Origin of the sequence: Lysobacter sp. ESA13C (genome assembly GCF_019970005.1) — a bacterium.
Lineage (GTDB): Bacteria > Pseudomonadota > Gammaproteobacteria > Xanthomonadales > Xanthomonadaceae > Lysobacter > Lysobacter antibioticus_B.
The window spans coordinates 252,584-269,128 of the sequence record NZ_JAHXYK010000007.1 but is presented as its reverse complement, the minus strand read 5'-3'; the positions used below and the strand labels follow the sequence as shown (position 1 = coordinate 269,128).

The 16,545-nt window shown below is 67.5% G+C and carries 11 protein-coding genes; 1 reads left to right on the top strand and 10 read right to left on the bottom strand.

What is annotated here, in order from left to right:
- The first annotated feature begins 285 nt into the window (after positions 1 to 285).
- Entirely contained in the window at positions 286 to 780 is a 495-nt protein-coding gene (locus LC490_RS16070; protein ID WP_223620830.1) for a nuclear transport factor 2 family protein, read from the top strand.
- 182 nt (positions 781 to 962) lie between these two features.
- On the opposite strand, the gene LC490_RS16065 is transcribed toward LC490_RS16070, so the two are convergent.
- The 10 genes from LC490_RS16065 to pabB are packed head-to-tail and all read right to left on the bottom strand — an operon-like array spanning position 963 to position 15,864.
- Positions 963 to 1,682 carry an iron-containing redox enzyme family protein gene (locus LC490_RS16065; protein ID WP_223620829.1) on the bottom strand — a complete coding sequence of 240 codons (720 nt, stop codon included), beginning with the start codon at positions 1,680 to 1,682 and terminating at the stop codon, positions 963 to 965.
- Positions 1,683 to 1,691: 9 nt separating this feature from the next.
- Positions 1,692 to 2,600, bottom strand: a complete 909-nt coding sequence (locus LC490_RS16060; RefSeq protein WP_031371220.1) for an aminotransferase class IV — start codon at positions 2,598 to 2,600, stop codon at positions 1,692 to 1,694.
- Positions 2,597 to 3,901 carry a DUF1302 family protein gene (locus LC490_RS16055; RefSeq protein WP_223620828.1) on the bottom strand — a complete coding sequence of 435 codons (1,305 nt, stop codon included), beginning with the start codon at positions 3,899 to 3,901 and terminating at the stop codon, positions 2,597 to 2,599. The genes LC490_RS16060 and LC490_RS16055 overlap by 4 nt, the downstream gene beginning before the upstream one ends.
- A gap of 8 nt (positions 3,902 to 3,909) precedes the next feature.
- Positions 3,910 to 4,728, bottom strand: a complete 819-nt coding sequence (locus LC490_RS16050) for an outer membrane lipoprotein-sorting protein (RefSeq protein ID WP_223620827.1) — start codon at positions 4,726 to 4,728, stop codon at positions 3,910 to 3,912.
- Complete coding sequence (locus tag LC490_RS16045; protein ID WP_223620826.1) at positions 4,725 to 7,085, bottom strand: MMPL family transporter; 2,361 nt, start codon at positions 7,083 to 7,085, stop codon at positions 4,725 to 4,727. Before LC490_RS16045 ends, LC490_RS16050 begins: the two co-directional genes overlap by 4 nt.
- Before the next feature lie 6 nt (positions 7,086 to 7,091).
- Positions 7,092 to 8,462 carry a hypothetical protein gene (locus tag LC490_RS16040; protein ID WP_223620825.1) on the bottom strand — a complete coding sequence of 457 codons (1,371 nt, stop codon included), beginning with the start codon at positions 8,460 to 8,462 and terminating at the stop codon, positions 7,092 to 7,094.
- A gap of 4 nt (positions 8,463 to 8,466) precedes the next feature.
- Positions 8,467 to 9,279 carry a Phenylacetic acid catabolic protein gene (locus LC490_RS16035; RefSeq protein WP_031371215.1) on the bottom strand — a complete coding sequence of 271 codons (813 nt, stop codon included), beginning with the start codon at positions 9,277 to 9,279 and terminating at the stop codon, positions 8,467 to 8,469.
- A gap of 33 nt (positions 9,280 to 9,312) precedes the next feature.
- Positions 9,313 to 10,989 (bottom strand): class I adenylate-forming enzyme family protein, encoded by a 1,677-nt coding sequence (locus LC490_RS16030; RefSeq protein ID WP_223620824.1) that lies wholly within the window; start codon positions 10,987 to 10,989, stop codon positions 9,313 to 9,315.
- 10 nt (positions 10,990 to 10,999) lie between these two features.
- Positions 11,000 to 13,720 (bottom strand): AMP-binding protein, encoded by a 2,721-nt coding sequence (locus LC490_RS16025; protein WP_223620823.1) that lies wholly within the window; start codon positions 13,718 to 13,720, stop codon positions 11,000 to 11,002.
- Between the two features lie 2 nt (positions 13,721 to 13,722).
- Positions 13,723 to 15,864, bottom strand: coding sequence for an aminodeoxychorismate synthase component I (gene pabB, locus LC490_RS16020; RefSeq protein ID WP_223620822.1), 2,142 nt, complete (start codon positions 15,862 to 15,864; stop codon positions 13,723 to 13,725).
- Positions 15,865 to 16,545: the final 681 nt, after the last annotated feature.

Genomic DNA, 16,545 nt, shown 5'->3' with positions numbered 1-16,545 from the left:
CTGGCAGGCCGCCCGGCGATGTCCTGTGATCCTGGGTTCGTCCCTTCCCACCCCGCTTTCGTCGCCAAGGGCCCGGTTTCGTCGCATCGGCCGATCCGGACCCGGCGATAGCTCCTATGCTCCACCGCATCGACGATGACGGGTCCGGCAAACGCCCGCGACCGCGTGCGGGTCCGGCCGGGGAGGCCGGGTCATCGAGGCGAATGCCAGCGATCTTCCTGGACGGAGCGGCTACGGCCCAGCCCGCTCGAATGCCCAGGCCGTCAACCTACTGCAAGGACTTGCGTGAGAATTATCGGAAAACTGATCGGCGCCTTCATGGTCGCCGCGACGATGACGCTGTCGGCGCCTGCGGCTTCGAGCGACGCGCAGCCTGCGGACAGTCGCTTGCTCGGCACGATCATGGCTTTGGACTGGGCCGTATTCGACGCCTTCAATCACTGCAGTGCGCCCGATAAGCTGCAGAAGCACGCCGACTATTTCTCGCAGGACGTCGAGTTCTATCACGACACCGGAGGCGTGACTTGGTCCCGGCAGGAGATGCTGGCAAATACCGAGAAGTACGTCTGCGGCAAATTCCGGCGCGAACTCATTCCCGGTTCGGTGACGGTCTATCCGATCAAGGATTTCGGCGCCATCGAAATGGGCTCGCACCGGTTCTGCCAGTTTTCCAGCGGCAACTGCGACGGCCTGGCCGATTTCACCATCGTCTGGAGCAAGCAGGGCGGCGACTGGAAGATCACCCGCGTCCTCAGCTACGGCCATCGGTCCAGCAAGTAGGTCGCTTCCGCTCCGGCGTGTATCGGGGCGGAACGACAGCGTGTTGTGCCCGCGGTGATCGGGTTCGCGGCGCCCTGTTTTCCAGGCGGCGGCCACCGCGTTGTCGACAGCCGAAGCGCACTGGTTCGTCGTCGAGTCGGCAGTGAGCAGGAGAGACCTACGGGCATCTCCCCGTTCGCCCCTCAACCATGCACCGCCGGATGCCTTGCCAGCACGGCATCGAGCAGGCTCATGCGCAGGCGGATCATGTCTTCGCCGACGGCGACGACCTTGGCGCGGCGGTGCGGGTGGTCCTGCAGCAGGCGGTTGATGATGTCGCGCATGACCAGGGCGTGGTCTTCGTCCTCGCTGACGTGCAGGACGAAGAAGTGCAGTTGCTCGTTGCTGTAGCCGGCCGCGCGCAGGCCGTCGAGGATGCCGCCGTATAAGGTCGGCACGATCGCTTCGGCGCCCAGGCACAGGGCCGCCAGGCCGTCGAGCGGGTCGGGCGAGCGGCAATAGTGGAACATGCTTTCGATCAGCGCCGTGGTTTCCCCCAGGATCGGCGCACTGCGCGGCTGCACGCTGATCTCGCCCAGGCAGCGGCGGTACAACTCGGCGTGGGTGACCGCATGGGGCCGGTCGAGACCGGTTTCCTCGACCAGGTTCATCGCCAGCGCGCGCACGTCCTCGTTGCTCGGCATGCGCGACATCAGCGCGCACAGATAGCGGGTGAAGTTTTCCGAGTAATAGCTGTGCTGGACCAGGAACGCACGCAGCATTTCCAGTGCGCGCTCGCCTTCGCGGCAACGGCGCAGAAAGGGATGGCGCTCCAGTTCGAGCAGCAGGCCCGGCGGGAACAGGTCGTCCCACAGCGCGGGCGGCGCGTCCGGGCGGGCATGGATGTCTTCGATGACGTGCATGGCGTTCCTTTAGGATCGTTGCGTTGTGTGGGAAGGGCGGTGGACGGGCGGCCAGGCCGCACCGGTGCGTTTGCGGACGAGGTCGGCATAGGCCGCGCCGAGGCGGCGCGTGATCGGCCCGGGGGCCCATTCGGCCACGGTGCCGCGCGCGTCGACGACGCGGCGGATCGGCGCCAGGCCGATCAGGGAATTGGTCATGAAGGCTTCTTCAGTGTCGCCGAGCCGCGCGTAGGCCAGCGGACGTTCGGCATGGCGCAGGCCCAGCGCGGCGGCCAGTGACAGCACGCAGGCGCGGGCGATGCCGGCGAGCGGGCCCTCGCTCAAGGGCGGGGTGATCAGTTCGCCGTCGAGCACGAAGAACAGGTTGCTGTAGGCGCCTTCGCAGACCTGGCCGCGCGCGTTGCACAGCAGCGCTTCGTCGGCGGCGTGGGTCTGCGCCTCGTCGAAGGCCAGGATCGAGCCGAGGTAGTTCGCGTGCTTGCAGGCGGTCGGTGACTGATCCGGCAGGAGGTGAATGCGCTCGCTCGCGAACAGGGTCGTGCCCTGCTCGTGGATATGCGGCTCGTAGTAACGCGCCGGCAGGCAGGCGGCGACCCAGGTCGGCCGATGCGCGCCGCTGCAGGACAAGCCGGCGCTGCGGCCGCGGCTCATCCACAGGCGCAGGGTCGAGGACGGCTCCTTGCAGGCGCCGATCACCGCGGCCGCGGCCGCGCGCCAGTGCTGTTCGGACGGTGGGTCGAGGTAGCGCAAGGCGCGCGCGCCGTCCTGGAGCCGCCGCAGATGTTCGTCGAGCAAGAAGGGCATGCCGTCGTAGACCGGCAAGGTTTCGAACAAGCCGTCGCCATAGAGAAAGCCGCGGTCGAACACCGAGACCTTGGCGTGCTCGGCATCCACCAGATGGCCGTCGAGCCAGATCATCGTTGCCAACCCCAGGTGCGGCGCAGTTCCAGCAGCATCAGGCGGTCCTTGCGCAGCGCGCCGAGATCGGAGTCGGCCGGGCCGGTGAAGTGTTGCCAGCGCGCGAGCAGGCTCCAGCGATCGTCGAGTCGGTATTCGAGATTGGCGAACCAGGCGCGGCCGCGACCGTGGGTGGTCTGCAGCAAGCCGATGTCGCCGCTGAGGTCGCCTTCCAGCGGCGCGCGGGTCAGGCCGAGGTAGAGCGCATCGCTGTCGGCGTGGTTCTGGAACCAGACTGCGCGATTGGCGCGCAGTACGAAGTCCGGCTGCGCGACGGGCGAACGGGTTCGCTCGGCGCGCCGGTGTACGTACTGGGCCAGGCCGAGCCAGCCGCCGTCGAAATGGCGCTCGAGGCCGAGCACGGCATAGAAATGATCGCCGAGGCCCGGCGGCGGTGGCCCCTCGAAGCGAGTGTCGGCCAGTTCGCCGCGCAGCCCCCAATGCTCGCCGAGCGAAACGCTGAAGTCGGCGCCGAGCACGCGCACTTCCGCCTGCGCCAACTGCGGGCCGGCGGCATAGGCGAAGGCGGGCAGGATGGAGTAACCGCGCACGACGCTGAGCGAGGCATCGAGGCCGTTGCCGGCGTAGTCCAGGCGCAGCGCATCGGTCGACCCCGGCGCGCGGATGCGGTCGCCATGCAACGAAGGGACCGGCTTCCACAGCGAGGCCGGCAGGATGCTCGCGCGCAACTTCGGTAGGTGCAGCGCCGCCAGCGACCAGCGTTCGTGCAACTGCAGGCGCGCCGAGAGCAGATCGGTGCCGATACGGTCTTCGTCGATGTCGCTGACCAGCGCGCGCATATCACGCGGGGAAAGATTGTCGGTCGGGTTGAGGCGGTCGGCGCGCCCCCAGACGACGATTTGCCGCCCTGCGCGTAGCTGCAGCGGGCCGTGGGTGTATTCGACGAAGCCCTGGCGCAACACCGGCGCGTCGTCATAAGCGAGCTGACGGGTGCCGCCCACGGCTTCGATCAAGCCGCGCCAGGCCTCGCCGCGCAGTTCGCTGCGCAGCCGCGCCGCCAGGCCGAGGCGCGAGCCGACATCGTCGAGGTCGCGGCTGCCGCTGGCGGCCAGCGCGGCGCCGGAGGCGGTCCCGCTCCAGCGCACGCCGTCGACAGCATTCTCGGGAACGTCTTCGGTGGCGGCTTGCTCTGGCGCGGACTCTGCGGCGGCCTCGGCCGGCGCGACGACGTCCACGCCGGCCTGCGCCATCGCCGGCAGCGAAGCGCAGGACGCAGCGGCGACGGCGGCGGCGAGGGTCATACGGCGCATCACTGGCCCAGGCGCGATTCGATGAAGAGGTCTTCGCGCAGGGCGCGGTTGCTGTTGACGTTCTTCAGGGTCAACACCGAGCTGCGGCCGCCCTTGGCCGCGACCATCTCGCGGCGGGTGGCGATGAGCTTGCCGGGCTGGTTGGCGACGGCGACATGGCCGGAGATGGTCTGGCGCTTGAACTCCTGCCCGGACTTGTCGAAGTAACGTACCGATACTGCGGCGAAATCGCTTTTGCGCACGGTCGCGACGAGCTTGGAATAGCCGAGCGAGGCCGCAGTCTTGGCATCGCGCGGCACCGACTGCACCACGTAGCAGGTCGCGTTGGCGCAGGGCTCGTCGGCGAGCAGGGTATGGGTGAAATCGGCGCTATCCTGGGCCATCAGGTCGGCGTAGGCGAAGTCCGAGCCCATGAAGCTGTCTTTCTTGTTCGAGGCCAGGATGCGCCGGGTCTTGCCCATGCTGGGGAAATAGATCCACAGGTCGTCCTGGCTGGCGGCGTTCTCGTGCACCAGCACCGCGGTGCCGGCGACGTCGGCCGGCGTGGCGAAGCGGAACAGGCGATGGCTGTCGACCGCGTCGGTTTGCAGCTTGTTGTAGACCACGCCGCCGCGGTTGCGCACGCGTTCGCCCTGGCGGATGCCGAGCTGGCTGTCGGCCTGCCAGTCGGCGACTTTCTCGGTCGCGCTGCTGCGTTCGAAGATCTGTTGCGCGCTCGGTTTGGCGCCGTCCTGGGCCGGCGCGGCCAAGGAAATAATTGCAGCAGCGACGCCCGCGAGCGCCGCGCCGGCAAGGCGCAGGGTGAGGGGACGGATCATGGGGTCTCCTGGATCGTGTGGGTCGACGAGGCGCCGTCGGCTTCGCGCGGCAACAGGTGGCGCAACAGGCCGACGCGCTCCAGGCCCATCAGCACCGCGGGCGTGAACAGGAACTCGCACAGCGCGCCGACGCCGATCGCCAGCGCGGTGACGCCGCCGAACTTGGCCAGGCTTTGCACTTCCGACAGCATGTAGATGACGAAGCCGAGCACCAGCACGCTCGACAGCAGCAGCATCGCCAGGCCGGTGCTGGCGAAGGTGTCGCGCAAGGCCGCGGCCATGTCGTGCTTGCGGCGGTAGTGGTCGACGACGGTCTTGACGAAATGCAGGGTGTCGTCGTCGAGGATGCCGATTGCGATCGCCGACACCAGCAGGGTGAACGGGTCCAGGAACACGCCGCCGAAGCCCATCACCGCCAGGGCGATGGCCACCGGCACCAGGTTGCACAAGGCCATGGTCAGGCCGAGCGTGGCCGAGCGGAACACCAGCACCATCACCGTCAGCACCACGAAGAACGACAGGCCGATGCTGCGGATCTCGTTGCTGGCCAGGTAGTTGGTCAGGCGCGACCACAGCGGCACCACGCCGGTGGTTTCGATCGATCTGATCTGCGGCGTCTCGCGCAGGATCCGTTCGGCTTCGGCCTGGATGTCGCGGAACAGCGGCTGGTACTGCGAATCGGGCCGGTACTTCATGCGCAGGTTGATGCGCGCCTTGGCGTAGTCGCCGGTGACCAGACGGGTCAGCTCGTCGGTGCCGGAGGACTCGAACAGGATCAGCGACTCGGCCACCTCGGCGCGCGAGTCCGGGATGCGGTAGGCGGCCTTGTCGCCTTCGTGCAGGGCCTGGCTGATCTCCATCACCACGTCGGCGATGCTGTAAGTCTTCAGGCCGAGGGCGCCGTAGCGCGCTTCCAGCCGGTCCTGCAGCTCGCGCATGCGCTTGAGCACCGCCGGGTCCTTGATCGACTCGCCGCCGACGCCGGCGCTGTCGACGATCAGCTCCATCGAGGCGGCGCCGCGCAGGGTCTGGTCGACGTAAGTGTAGGAGCGGTAGATGTCGGTGTGGGGCTTGAACAGGCCGACGTAGTAGTAGTCGGTGGTGACGCGGGCGACGCCGAAGCCGGCGACCGCGATCAGCCCGGCCAGCACCAGCAACAGCAGGCGCCAGCGCCGGGTCACGAAGTCGGCGAGCCAGTGCATGCCGCGCACGCGGCCGTCGAGCAAACGCGCCGCGCGCTGCGCATCCGGCAATAAACGAAAACGGCTCAGCGCCAGCGGGATCAGCAGCCAGCCGATCAGCAAGGACGCGACCAACCCCGCCGCCATCGAGATGCCGATGCCCTGCACCGGCCGGATCTCCGACCACGAGAACGACAGCAGCGCGCCGGCAGTGGTCAGCACCGACAAGGCGCTGGCGCCTGCCGAGTGGCTGAAGCCTTCGACGATAGCCGCGCGCAGGTCGCCGCCGGCGGCGTACTGGCGATAGACCTCGGCGAGCAGGAAGATGCTGGAACCGACTCCGACCGAGATCAGGAACGAGGGAATGATCGCGGTGAGCATGCCGATCGGCGCGCCGATCACGGCGCTGACTGCCATCGCCACCACGATCGACAAGGACGCAACCACCAGCGGCAGCAAGGCGACCGCCCAAGAGCGGAAGATCAGCCAGAACCCGACCGAGACCAGGATGAAGGACAGCGTGCCGAAGATCGCGCTTTCGCGGTTGATGATGGTGAACACGTCGGCGTCGATGATCGGCGCGCCGACCACGCGCATGTTCAAGCGCTTGAACTCCGGAGCCTGCGCCAGCGCGCGGATCTTCTTGGCCAGCTCGATCTTGTAGACGATCTCGCCAGGCCTGACCCCGGTCTCGGCCAGGATGCCGAGGTGACGGCCGTTGCCGCTGATCAGGAAGTTGCGGTAGTAGGGATGGGCCAGGGCCTCGCTGCGCTTGGCCGCCAGAGCCGCCGCGTCGAGGTCTTCGCCGAGGAAGGGGCCGACGTCGAGGCCGCCGCCGTCGACGCTGGCGATGTGGCGCACGTTGGCGAGGGTGGTGACCTTGTTGACGTTGTCCATCGCCTCGATGCGCGCGCCGAGATCGCGCACGTTGGCGATGAAGGCCGGCGTCCACTGCACCGGCGCATCGAGCACCAGGAAGCTGTATTCGTCGCTGCCGAAGTCCGCCTTGTACTGGGTGTACTTGATCAGCTCCGGGTCGTCTTGCATGAAGAACGAGTCGGGCGTGTTGTCGAAGCGCAGCTGGGTCAGGGCCAGGCCGGACAACACCAGCAACGCCAGCAACAGGATCAGGCAGGTGCGCGGGTAGGCGAGGATGCGGAGGATCAGGGGGCGCATGGGGGCTCAGCCGTGGGCGGCGATGTGTTCGGGAAGGGAGCTCGCACCGGTGATCCGGCTCAGCTCGGCGATCAGCGGATAGACGAAGCGCTCGCGCATCTGCGCCTCGTTCATCTGGCCCTTGTCGTAGAGGTAGACCAGGCGCAGATGGCCGCGGAAGGCGCTGACCTGCACCATCACCTCGCCCGGCGGGAACAACTGCGGGAACGAGTAATAGGTGCGCACCGGGATCGGGCCGAAGTGCTCCAGGCGGGTGTCGATCGGGCCGACGTTGGTGCAGATCAGGTTGGCCCGGGTCAGCACGTTGGCGGCGAAACGGATCGTCGCCGCCTTCGGCAGCAGCAGCGAGCTTTGGAACAGCAGGCGGAAGCGGTACAGCTCGGACAGGATCTCGCCGCTCTTGAGTGCGTCCAGGCGCGTGTTGGCGCGCTGGATCACCGCCTCGTCGTCTTCGTTCGGGTCCAGTTCCAGCGTATACGGCACGGCCACGCAGTCGTACAGCTTGTGCACGCGCGGGTCGTCGACGAAGCGGCGCAGGCTGAAGTTGTCGACGATGCGCAGGCCGTGCTTGAGGCGCTTGCCCTGGCGGCCGGCATCGGCCTGCGCGGTGCGCAGCAGAGCGAGCAACAACAGCGGATGGATGGTGCTGCCGCGGCGCGCGCCGGCGGCCTTGAGCGCCTCCAGCATCGGCGCCGGCAACTCGATCATCAGCACGTCGGTCTCGCCGCTGCGCTTGCCGGAGATGAGCAGACGCCCTGCCGGCATGACCAGGTCGTGGAAGAAACCGGCCACACCCTTCCAGGCCAGGCGCAGCGCCTCGGCGCCGCGCAGCTTGGCCAGGAACAGGCGGTCGTGGTTGTGCTCGGGCAGGTCGATCACTTCCGGGTCGAGCGGCAGCCCCGCCGAGAGGCGGCCGTAGGCCTCGGCGATGTCGCCGGAGAACAACTGCGCGGCCTTGCCGTCGGTGAAGGTGTGGCTGGTGAGGAACTGCAGGATGTGTTTCTCGGGCGTGCGGGTGTAGATGAAGCGGAACGGGTGGCCGCCGCGGGTCGGCACGCGTTCGTTCCAGGCATTGCCGAGCAACTCCGCGCGCAGCCGCGCCGGCTCGACGTTGATGCTGCTGCGCTGTTCGATTTCGATCGGCAACCGCTGGGCCAGATGACGCCAGCCCAGGATCACGCCGCGCTGGTACTGGACCGAGCGCGCGCGCGGATGACGGTCGATGGTGTGCTCGATCGCCCGCTTCAGCAGGGCGAGGTCGGGCGCCGAGTCCAGCTCGATCCAGTCGCAGGAATTGGCGTTGCAGATCAGGTTGAGTTGAGCGTAGATCTGATTGAAGCGTCCAAGGCGAAAGTCGCGAGAGGTCGTCGGCGCCATGGGCTCAGCCCTCGTTGCCGGAGCGGTAGGGGAAGTCGTTCTTCTCCAGCTCGATCAAGTCCTGGCGGCCGAGTTCGTTGAACACGTCCTCGACTTCGGCGCGGAACTCGTTGCGCAGAGTCTCGTTGTCCTTGCGCTTGAGGCCGTAAGCGCTGAGCCGCGCGCCGCGCGAGGTCGACGGCGGGCCGAAGAAGTTCAGGCCCTTGGCGTACCAGTTGGAGATCTTGATCCGCGCTTCGTTGGTCTCGCCCTTTTCGGCCAGGTAGGTGCGCAGCTCGGCGAAGCCGAAGCCGATGTGGCCGCGCTCCTCGCGCAGGATGGTCTGGTTGGCTTCGGCCCAGGGCTTGAAGCTGGCTTCGCAGAAGTTGCCGACCATGAACTTGCCGGCGCGGTCCAGGAACATGTGGTTCAACATGATGTCGATCCACTCGTTGCTCTCGTCGCCGACGCTGAGCGGGCCCTCCAGCGAGGCGTCGTGCATCGGCCGGTGGGCGCGGCCTTCGGCGATGGCGATGGCCTGCTTTTCCGGAACGCCCATGCGCTCGAGCAGGTTATAGATCAGATAACTATGGCGCGCTTCCTCGGCGATGATCTTGGCGAACACGCGGCGACGCTTGTAGTCGGGCGCGTTGGCGATCCACTCGATGCCTTCGGTGGCGGCCTTTTCTTCGGAATAGGCCTGGATCGCCATCAGCCGGATCAGCTCGTGGCGATACTCTTCCGGCACGTTGGGCAGGTCGGGGAAGTCGATCGAGCCGGGGGCGTAGTCGAACGGCGCGGCGTGGGCGTCGGCGATGGCGGTAACGGTGCTGCTCATGCGGAAGTCCTTGTCGGTGAAGTGATGGGAAGGTCAGATCGAGGCGGGGGCTGTGGCGGGCGTTACGGCGGGCGCCGTGGCAGGCACGGACGCGTAGCGTTCGCGGACGTGGCGCTTGAGCACCTTGCCGGTGAGCCCGCGCGGCAGTTGCTCGCCGGGCGGCAGCACTTCGATACGCAGGCCGTCGTAGCCGGGCACCTGTTGGCGCAGCCAGGCCTCGAAGGCGCTGGCGTCGGTCGGCTGGCCGGGGCGGCATTCGATGACCGCGCCGGCGCCGGTGCTGCGGTCGGCACGGCTCAGCTCGACCACCGCCACGTCGGCCACCGCCGGGTGCTTGAGGATGCGTTCCTCCCACTGCAGCGAATAGACGCGGCCGTCGCCGACGCGGATCGAATCCACTTCGCGGTCGAGGTGGTAGTAACCGCCGCCGCGGGTCTTGACCGCGACGTCGCCGGTCCACCACCAGCCGTCGAAATGCACGCCGTGCAAACGGTCGTGGGCGTTCCAATAGCCCTTGAACAGGGTCGGGCCCTTGACCATCAGGCGGCCCGGTTGGCCGACCGGCAGCGCGCGGCCGTCTTCGTCGGCGATCTTGACCTTGGGGCTGACCATGGTCGGCTTGCCGACATAACGGTCGAAGCGCTTGGTGAAGGAAAAGCTGACCTTCATCAAGGCGGCGAAGCCGACCTCGGAGGTGCCGAAGAACTCCAGGTACATCGAGCTCAGCAGGCGCTTGCCGAACACCCGCGCCATCGCGCCGTGCGCGGTGAGCTGGCGGATGTGCACTTCGTGGCTGGAGTCGCCGCCGGCCATCCAGGCCTTGACGTGGGACAGGTCGAAGCGCGACAGGCCGGCGTCGCACATGCCCTGGTAGACGTCGGGGAAGGACAGGATCAGCGAGCAGCGCTCGCGTTCGATGATCGACAGCAGTTGCTCGGGGGTTTCCTTCGCCGGCACGTAACCGGGCACGCCGGCGGCGAGGCAGCTGACGATGCTGGCCTGGGTGATGTGGTGGTTGGTCGGCGAGGCCAGCAGGATGCGGTTGTTGCGGGTGATCGGCTGGATCATCAGCTGGCCCTTGGTGGCGCGGACCAGGCTGTAGGAACCGTGCAGCACGCCCTTGGGGAAGCCGGTGGTGCCGGAGGTGTGGACGATCATCACATCGTCGTGCTGATGCATTCGCACCGGCGCGAAGCCGTCGGCGCGCGGCGCCAGGCAGTCGCTGAGGGCCACGCTGCCGGCGTCACCGGCTTGCACCGCGTCGGTGACGATGGCGACGCGGCGGCCCTGCGCCAGTGCGCCCGCGTCCAGTCGCGGCAGCCGCTCGCGGTCGATGAAGACCAGGCGCGCGCCGGTGTAGTCGAGGTAGGCGTTGAGGTCTTCGGCGCGCATGCCGCCGTTGATCGGCACGGTGATCGCGCCGGCGCGCATAATCGCCAGCGAATAGATCAGGTACTCGACGCCGTTGTCGAGATAGATCGCGACCCGGTCGTAGCGTTTCAGGCCCAGGTCGAGCAGGGTCTGCGACAGCCGGTCCGACAGCCGGCGCAGCTGTCCGGCGGTGATGGCCCGTCCGCCGACGCCGAAACGCTCCAGCGAGCCGGAGAAACGCAGCACTTCGAAATCTTCGCCGTAGACGGCGATCGACTTCTCCAGCGCATTGGCGACGGTCAGGCCGCCATCGAAGATGAACTTCAATCGGGACAGCATGGGGTCTACCTCAGGCGGGGATGGTTTCGGCGGCGTGCGCAGCGGCCGACTGTTCCTCGGCGCGTCTGCGCAGCGGAGCGCGCTGCAGCTTTCCGGTGCTGGTGCGCGGCAGCGCATCGACGAACTCGACCAGGTGCGGATAGCGCCGCGCATCCAGGCGGGTCTTGCACAGGGTGCGCAATTCTTCGGCGAGGTCCGGCGAGGCCTGGTCGGACACCACCCAGGCCTTGGTGCGCAGGGTGCTGGAGTCCTCGGTGGCGACGCCGTCGGCGCTGGAGGTGATCGCCGCCTCGCGCACCAGCGGATGGCTCAGCAGCACTTCCTCCAGGTCGAGCGGCGACACCCATTGCCCGGCGACCTTGAACATCTCGTCGTGGCGGCCGCAGAAGTGGAAGTAGCCGTCGCCGTCGCGCCAGAACACGTCGTTGGTGCAGTACCAACCGCCGTGGAATCGGCTGCCGGCGTTGCGGTCCTGGCGCGATACCGACAGCGACGGCCCGCGCAGCCACATCACCCCGCGTTCGCCCTTGCGGCAGGGACGGCCGTCGTGGTGGCGCAGCACCGCATCGAAGCCGGGCACGAGCTTGCCGGTCGAACCCTGGTAGTCGCCGTCGGCGACATTGCTGAGGTAGGTCGAGAAGGCTTCGGTGGAGCCGAGACTGTCGAGCAGGCGGATGCCGTGGCGCTGCAACCAGCGCGTCGCCACCGCCTGCGGCAGGCGTTCGCCGGCGGCGATGCACAGACGCAGGCTGTTGCGGCCCTCGATCCGGTTCGACAGCGCCTCGTCGTCGAGCAGGTATTGATAGACGGTAGGCACCGCGAACATGACGGTCGGGCGCGCGGCGACGATCAGCTCGGCGACCACCGCGGCCGAGATCTTCTGTGGTGCGATCACCGCGGTCGCGCCCTTGAGCAGGGCGATCAACAGGTTCTGCAGGCCGAAGGCGAAGCTGGTGCGCGAGGCCGAGAACAGCACGTCGCTGACGCGCAGATCGAGCAGGTGGGCGGCATAGCGCTCGGTGGCGACGATCGGATCCAGGTGCCGGTGCTCGATCAGCTTGGGCTGGCCGACCGAGCCGGAAGTGAATACCGCGAAGGCATGGTCCAGCGGCCCGGTCGGCGAGGCCAACAGCGGCTCGCGTTCGGGGCCGCTCGGTGCGGCGCAGACCGCTTCCAGCGGCAGCAGCGGCGCGCCGGCATCGATCTCGTTCAGGCGCTGGCGGGCCGTGACGTCGGCGACCACCAGGCTCACCTCGGCCTGTTCGAGCAAGGCGGCGATGTCGCGCGCCGGCAGCAGCGGGTTGATCAGCGTGCAGACCGCGCCGAGATGCATCACCGCGAGCAAGGCAGCGACATGCTCGATGCCGTCGTGCGAGATCAGCGCGACCCGCTGTTGGTAATGCACGCCGGCCGCCGACAAACGCCGTGCGCAGGCGGCGATGCGCTCGGCGAGTTCGGCGTAGCGGATCTCGCCGCCTTCGTGGCGGATGGCGATCTTGTCCGGGTAGGCCCGCGCCGCACCCTGCAGCAGATGCTCGGTGACGTTGAAGTGCGCCGGTAACGCACGCTGCTGGGTGAACAGCCGCGCTTCCGGCGAAGCGTCGCTATGCACCCGGCTGCGCTTGAGGAAGGCCTGCAGCCACGACAGCACCGCTTGGCGATCGATACGACGCGCGGTTTGCAGGTCGCTGCCGCACGCACGCACGCTGGCGGCGCGCTCGAAGCGCTTGTCGCCATACAGATAGGGGCGGTAATGGGCGACACGGCGCGCGAACTCGACTTCGCGCCGCGACAGCGGTTGTTCGGCCAGCTCCTGCGCGCTTGCCATCGTCAGCGGGATGCCGGTGGCCGCGGCGACGCTGGACAGGAAGTCGGCGGTCGGCACCGTGCTGGCCGAGACCAGGTGATAGATGCCCTTGCGGCTGTGCGTATTGGCGTCGATGGCGAGCATTTCGGCCACGCACACGTCGACCGGCACCAAGTTAAGGTGCGCGTTCTCCGGTGCGGCGAAGCGCAGGCTGCGCGGCGCCGCCGCGCCGCGCTGCGACGACCAGAACTCTTCCAGCAGTTCGCAGAACTTGTAGAGGCCGCTGTCGCTGGCGCTGAGCCAGGTGCGCGAATGGCCGACGATGATGCTCGGGCGCAGGATCCGCCAGGCCAGGCCGGCGGCCTCGGCGCGCGCGACGATGCGGCGCTCGGCTTCGAACTTGCTGCGCTCATAGGGGTTGGAGAAGTTGGCCGGCGCCTGCGGCTCGAGCTGTTCTGCGATCTCGCCGCTGCGGTCGCCGCAGACGTAGGCGGTGCTGACGTAGTTGTAGTCCGAGCAGCCTGCGGCGATCGCCAGTTCCAGCGCGTGGGTCGCGCCCTGGGTGTTGATGCGTTCGAGCTCGCCGGCTTCGGATTCGGTGAAGCGCACGGTCGCGGCGACGTGCCAGAAGGTGGCGTCGCCGCGGCCGGCGACGGCCTGGGCGAAGCGTTCGGCGAGACCGGCCTCGGGCCGCAAGGGATTGCCGCTCACCACCTGCAGGCGCGCCAGTGCTTCGGCCTGCAAGGCCTGGCCGCAGGTCTGCGCGGCCAGGCGCACGGCGGTGACGACCCGCTGCCGCGCGTCGCCGCCATCGCTGCGGGCGATGCAGACGACCTGCGCTTCGGGCTGGCCGAGCAACAGTTCGAGCACGAGGTGGGAGCCCAGGTAGCCATTGGCCCCGGTGACGATATGGCTGCGTTGCATGCTTAAGTCCCTAGCTGCGCGACGGGAACGGCGGGTGCGTCGGTGTGCGGCGAGAGTTCGCCGGGAATTCGCCAGGCCTCGGCGTCGCCGCTGGCGCAGCGCGCTACCGCACGCATCGGCGCGCGTGCCTTGACCAGGAGTTCCTCGAATTCGCCGTCGGCATCCGACAGCGCGATCACCGCGCCGCCGACGCCGAGCTCCAGACTGCCGTCCTGGTGGACCAGGGTGCGGATCACCATGCTCAGGTCGGCGGCGCCGTTGAGCGACAGATAGCCGATCGCGCCGGAATAGATGCCGCGCGCCGAGGCTTCGAGGGTGTCGATGATTTCCAGGGTGCGGCGCTTCGGCGCACCGGTCATCGAACCGCCCGGGAAGGTGGCCTGGAGCAGGTCGATCACGTCCAACCCGGCGCGCAGCTGCGCGCGCACCGTCGACACCAGTTGATGCACCGAGGCATAGCTCTCGACCTGCATCAGCTTGGGCACCCACACCGAGCCGACCTCGCAGACGCGGGCCAGGTCGTTGCGGGTCAGGTCGACGATCATCAGGTTCTCGGCGCGGTCCTTCTCGCAGTGCTTGAGTTCGGCCAGGACCGCGCGGTCGTCCTCGTCGCGGGCCGAGCGCGGGCGAGTGCCCTTGATCGGCTTGATCTCGACCACGCCGTTCGGGCTCAGGCGCAGGAAGCGCTCCGGCGAAGAACTCAGCACGTCGAAACCGTTGTGGCGCAGCAAGGCGGAATAGGGCGCGGGGTTGATCTGACGCAGGTGGCGATACAGCTCGACCGGGTCCAGGTCGACCTGTGCGCGCAGGCGATTAGTCAGGCAGACCTCGTAGGTTTCGCCGTCGCCGATCTGTTCGAAACAGCGGCCGATGCGTTCGCTGTAAGCGGCGCGGTCGAGTTCGAGGTGGAACTCCACCGGCGTTGCGCGCTCGCCGTGGCGCAACGCCGGCGCGGGCGGCACCTGGTCCAGGCGCGCGGCCATGCGTTCGAGCCAGGCGGCGTCTTCGCTTGCGCGCTCGGCCGGGCCGGTGGCGACCGCATGCCAGCAGCGTTCCAGGTGATCGTAGGCGAGGAAGCGATTGATGAAGCGCAGGAACAGGTCCGGCTGGCGCGAGCGATGCGGGCCGCCGACTTCGGTCAAGGCCTTGAGCTCGTAGCCGAAGTAGCCGACCCAGCCGCCGACGAAATCGAACGGCAGGGTTTCGCCGCCGTGCAGCGCGACCGCCAGGCCGTCGCGGATCCGGCCGAACAAGCGCTCGCCTTCGCCGGCGTCGCCGCTGCCCTGGCCGACCCGATGCACCAGGCTGTGCGCGCCCGGCTCGTTGCCGTCGCCCATGAAGCTGAAACGCGAATAGCCCGGACGCACCGCGCTGGAGTCGAGCCAGAACGCGGCATCGCTGGCGGCGAAGCACTCCAGGAACACCGACTGCGGATCGGCTTCGGCGCCGATGCGGCGCGACTGGATGCGCCAGGCTTGCGTCGGTGCCGGCCGTGCCGTCTCCGGCTCGCTGCCGACGGCGCTGTCGCCACTGCGGCGTCTGCGCTTGCGCAAGGTGTGGCTGCGCGCCAATTCGATGAAGTTGTCGATGATCTGGTGGCCGAATTCGGTGTGGATCGACTCGGGATGGAACTGAACGCCCCACAGGGGGCGGCTGACGTGCTCGAGCGCCATCACCAGGCCGTCGGCGGTGCGCGCGGTAACGCGCAGCCCTTCCGGCAAAGGCTCGGCCGCCATCAACGAGTGATAACGCACCACGTCGAACGGCGAGGGAATGTGGGCGAACAGCGCGCTGCCGTCGTGCTCGACCGCGCTCAGCCGCCCGTGCATCGGTTGTGGCGCGTGCACGATGCTGCCGCCGAAGGCATGCACCAGCGCCTGGTGGCCCAGACAGATGCCGAGCACCGGCACGGCGGCCATGGCGAGCACGTCGTTGCTCACACCCATGTCGCCGGCGCGTTCCGGGCGGCCCGGGCCCGGGGAAATCACGATCGCGTCGTAATCGGCGGCGTCGATCTGCGCCCATTCGATGCGATCGTTGGCGACCACCGTGGGCGGCGTGCCGTTGGCCTCGCCCAGGTAGTGCGCGATGTTGTGGGTGAAGCTGTCGTAGTTATCGACCAGAAGCACTCTCAACTTTTCCACTGCGCTTGGCTCCTTGCTGATCGGCTGGGGGCGGATGTTCGTAGAGAGTCGGTCGATGCGCGCTTGCGCACGGCGGCGCGACGCGCTGTCGAGTCGATGAAAACGGTCGGTTCGATGAAAGCTTGGGCAAAAACTCACCCGGACCGCATTCGCATGCGGCGACAGGTCTGCTGCGTTTGTCCCCTGAAACCAGCGGCTGCGCAGAGGCGAAGCCTTCGGTGGCCGCTATCGGCGGCATGCCGTCGGCTTCGCGCATTGATGCGCGAGATCGTGGAGAAGGGTGGCGTTACAGAAGCACTTTCGATCTATCCCTGTGCGTTGCACTCCATGTCGATTCACTATCGATTATCCAAAGCAACAACGTCAACATGCGTTGTTCGATGCAGTTGACTAAATTTTGTGATCCGAACTGAGGAAACGAATCTACGCAAAAAAAGGACTATTCGCGTGTTTCATAACTGATCGATCGCTTGTGCGAAAGCCGTGAAAAATACGGATTTTCATTAGTCGAAGGTCGATATAAGACTTTCGGCGTAAGGCCCGCGTGTGACTGTCGTCTTGCGCGTTCGGAGATCGCCGAGCACGAAGAAACGTGAGGGCGGCGTGTTCGAAAGTGATCGATTGCCGGCTTCGCAGCAAGCGTTCGAAAGATAGAAGCGTCGATGTTTCAACTTGATGTGG